Source organism: Roseibium sp. TrichSKD4, assembly GCF_000148725.1.
In the GTDB taxonomy this organism is placed as follows: Bacteria; Pseudomonadota; Alphaproteobacteria; order Rhizobiales; family Stappiaceae; genus Roseibium.
In genome coordinates this window covers 52,960-56,893 of the sequence record NZ_GL476302.1, presented here as the reverse complement: position 1 = coordinate 56,893, position 3,934 = coordinate 52,960, and the positions used below count along the sequence as shown (strand labels likewise).

3 protein-coding genes and 1 pseudogene are annotated in these 3,934 nt (G+C 51.3%); 2 read left to right on the top strand and 2 right to left on the bottom strand.

The window, feature by feature from the left end; translation table 11 throughout:
* Window positions 1–23 precede the first annotated feature (23 nt).
* Both TRICHSKD4_RS02555 and TRICHSKD4_RS32145 read left to right on the top strand, forming a co-directional pair.
* Window positions 24–1,369, top strand: a pseudogene (locus TRICHSKD4_RS02555) (IS5 family transposase).
* Complete coding sequence (locus TRICHSKD4_RS32145) at window positions 1,330–1,620, top strand: EAL domain-containing protein (RefSeq protein WP_208992978.1); 291 nt, start codon at window positions 1,330–1,332, stop codon at window positions 1,618–1,620. Before TRICHSKD4_RS02555 ends, TRICHSKD4_RS32145 begins: the two are co-directional and overlap by 40 nt.
* Before the next feature lie 173 nt (window positions 1,621–1,793).
* Here the strand turns inward: TRICHSKD4_RS32145 and TRICHSKD4_RS02550 are convergent, their stop codons facing one another.
* Window positions 1,794–3,032, bottom strand: coding sequence for a vWA domain-containing protein (locus TRICHSKD4_RS02550; protein ID WP_009465834.1), 1,239 nt, complete (start codon window positions 3,030–3,032; stop codon window positions 1,794–1,796).
* Window positions 3,033–3,355: 323 nt separating this feature from the next.
* Window positions 3,356–3,934, bottom strand: a 579-nt coding sequence (locus TRICHSKD4_RS31100) for an IS66 family transposase (protein WP_040616072.1), incomplete at its 5' end; no start/stop codon positions are given.

Sequence of the window (3,934 nt, the reverse complement as noted above, 5' to 3'; positions counted from 1 at the left end):
AAGCACGCATTTCTGCATATCTCATGAGACTTCAAACGCAACAACGGTGTGGCGATCTGTTCAAGGAACGCCTGGCCGCAATCATCGATATGAACCATTCGTTGGTGCGGCTGTCTGGTCTGATGCCTTGGGATGAATTTGATGCGGAGTTCGGCAGGCATTATCGCCCCTTGGGACGACCGGCCAAACCAACGCGTCTGATGGCCGGGCTGCACTTTCTCAAGCACATGTACGATCTTTCCGATGAAGAGACGGTTGAGCGTTGGGTTGAAAACCCCTACTGGCAGTCTTTCTGCGGTTTTGAGTTTTTCCAGCACCAATTCCCCATTGATCCCTCAACCATGACCCGCTGGCGCAAACGGATTGGTCCTGAGGGAATGGAAAAGCTTCTTTCTGCTACGGTAGGTGTTGCGATTGAGAGCGGGACGATCAAGAAGAGCAGCCTTGAGCGGGTCTTGGTTGATACGACCGTTCAACCCAAAGCCATTGCCCATCCCACCGATAGCCGTCTTTATCACAAGGCCTTGCAGCTTCTGGTGCGCCAGGCCAAGAGGGCCGGCATCATCTTGCGTCGCAGCCATACCAGAGTTGCCAAAAAGGCGGCCTTGATGGCGGGCCGTTATGCCCATGCCAAACAGTTCAAGCGGATGCGCCGGGAACTCAAAAAGCTGAAGACCTATCTGGGCCGGGTCTATCGCGACATCTCCCGCAAGATCGCAGGCAACGAAGGTCTTGAGCACCGGTTCTCCCGTCTGCTGGGACTGGTGGAGCGGCTTCTGGCCCAGACCCCCAAGGACAAAAACAAGATTTATTCCATGCATGCGCCGGAAGTGGCCTGTATTGCCAAGGGCAAGGCGCGAACACCTTACGAGTTCGGGGCCAAGGTTGGCATTGCCACGACCATCGGGAAGGATTGGTTCTTGCGGCGAGGGCTTTTGAGGGCAATCCCTATGATGGGCACACCTTGAATGACACCATCAGTCAGGCTGAGAAAGTCTGCGGCACCAAAGCTGAGCGTGTCTATGTGGACCGTGGCTATCGGGGGCATGATTATGAGGGCGACGCCAAGGTCATGATCTCCGGCCAGAAGCGCGGGCTGACGGCACAGATGAAGCGTGAGCTGAAACGACGATCAGCGATCGAGGCCACCATCGGCCACATGAAAACAGATGGACGACTTGACCGGAACTTCCTCAATGGCAAAAATGGCGATGCCATCAACGCCCTGCTGGCCGCAGCCGGTCATAACCTGCGTCTGATCCTCAATGCACTGATCATTTTGCTGCTCTGGATCACAAACCCCATCCCCAAACCGGTCAAATCGAATATTTGCGTATTGCTTCGGCCACGCGCAACATCAATGGCTTAGACGTTGTTCAGGGCGGACTAAGTCACGTTAACCGGCAGCATTGGCTGGCTTTCAAACGTTTCTCGTATTTCCGGCGTATCATTAATCTGGATCTTGCAGTTGTCGCGGAAGGGATTGAAACAGCCGCGCAACACCGGATTGCAAGCCATCTTGGGTGCGATTACCAGCAAGGATACTTCGTAGGACGTCCGAAACCTGCTATCGAAATCAACAGCGAACCGGGTAAGTTCAAGGTGATTTCAGGCAAATAAAATACCTTCTTCCTCGGTACTCGAATGGACTGAATGACGACTGTAGGAGGCTAGCAAAGGGAGCGTTGTCAAACATTTTGAAGTCGAGTTTTAATAAGTGTTCTGCTTGGATGACAGGCAAAATAATGGCGGCATGGAAGCCGCCATTTTTGTTAGATCTGTAATTGTTGAATTCAGCTTGATACATACACAGACTTTAATAGGGCTTCAAACAGGTCTTTGAAGGCTTTGTCGATTTCTGCGGCTGAGTTCGCACTGTAGAAAAAGTCTGCGCTTGTTGCACAAGCTCTCATTGAAGAGGTCGAAGCCCTAACATAATGGGCTCTGTCTGGTTCAACCAACATTGTGTGCACTGTTCTAACCTCTCCCTTTTTGAACTCATCACACCATCTCGGGTTAAAGCTGTAGTTGTAGGGGCGCCAATTAGGTGTCTGGTTCCAAAGGTGCCGATTCGTACCACTTCTCAAGTTTAGATGGTTCACACCGTCCGAGATTATAATGATGTGCTGCTTAACATCTGCTTTTGGCTTTAATGAGCGCAACACCCCATTGAAATCACTGAAAACCCCATGGAAGTTTGTCCCGCCGCCACGGAGGTACTCCCGGTGGATGGCGATTTTGTTGGCCTCACGTTTGAATTTTGAGATGCCTTTGTTCAGGCCTGTTTGAATGTGCAGATAATTTGAAAAGCTGTAAAGACCGGTTCTCAAGTCGACTTCAGTGGCTTCTTCTAGTTGAGTCACGAGGGACTTTAGAGCGTCTTTGACAACGTCAATCCTGAGACGGGCTCCTGCGCTTTTTGCGCGGCTTACACTGCTGTACCAAGGTTCATGGCAAGCGAATTGGCAACCAATGGCTCGTTGCATGATTTGACGATCACGATTACTTGCACCAATTCCCATTGACGGTGAGACATCAACCAAAAAGATAAACTCGTATTTGCCCTGACCGAAGGAAATTGTCGATTCTGAATCTGCAGTATAATCTATGTTGTCGAAGCCCATGGCATGGGTCATGTAGGATTCGTGTTTGCCGCTAATGTTTACATTGGCTTTTACGACTTTTGCTTCCCGGTCGACAATGTTTATTTTGATACTGAATTTTTCTGTCGTTCCATCAAGGGACTTGGTTCGCGCGGTCAGAAATTTGCGTGCGTCGGTTTCGGCGCGTTTTCTCGCCTGATTTTTTGACATTCCATCAGCAACATATTTCCGAAATGTAGTAACTGCGAAGAGCGAGACTTCATCAGCCACAAGTTGGCTCTGGTCGCGCTTGTTATACGCAAATGACATGTCAATCCCAACGGAGATGGCCGCAAGGATCAGTGTGGCTAGAAGTGCAAAGGGGATAGCAATGCTACCCTTAATATTGCCCTTTAGTGCCTGAATGCGATTTTTTATCCCTGTATACATTTGCGTAAGTTCTCCGCTTTGGAGTAAAACTTACGCATAGTAAGTTTATATATTGTTTAAATGAAGATTGCCCCCTGCACCCCAACGATCTGAGCCTCTGCCAGAGCGACGCGCGGGCTTATGAACACCTCTCCATCACCGCTTAGAATTTTAAACCCGGATAAGCCCGAAGGCTCGTTTGTCAATTTCGTAAAAAAATATGCGGCGCGCAACGGCTCTCAACATGCCAGATTGTTGTAATGTCATCATGATGACATGTCATCATGTTGTGTATTTAGTGACCGTCCGGCGAAGGCGCTCTGGCGCGACACCGATGCGGCCTGTTACGCTGCCTGAGCAGCGTAACGCCAGGGCAGAAGTTCGTCGAGGCGTGTGATTTTGTGGTCGGCGACTTGACCGAGGACCCAGGTCAGCCAGGCCTGAGGGTCAACACCGTTGAGCTTGGCCGTTTCGATCAGGGTATAAGCGATAGCCATGGCTTTGCCGCCGCCTTGGGAGCCTGAGAACATCCAATTTTTGCGTCCGATGGCGACGGGTTTAACGGCGCGCTCGGCGGTGTTGTTATCCAATTCCAGATGGCCGAGCTCAAGGTATGGGCGTGCTTTCGGCATTCGGCCCAAGGCATAGCGGATGGCCTGCGCGAGTGGTGACTTTCCCGAGATTTTGGGCAATTGCGTCTGCAACCATTCTTCCAAGGCGTCAAAGATCGGTTTTGCCCTAGCCTGCCGGATGGTAGCGCGGTCTTCGGGGGGCATGCCCCTGATCTCTTTCTCGATAGCGTAAAGCTCAGCAATCCGGCGGATGACTTCTTCGGCAATGGCGCTGCCCTGCGAGGAGAAGACATCCACGAACTTGCGTCGTACATGCGCATGCAGCCATCTCATCGGCTTTGTCGTCACCGA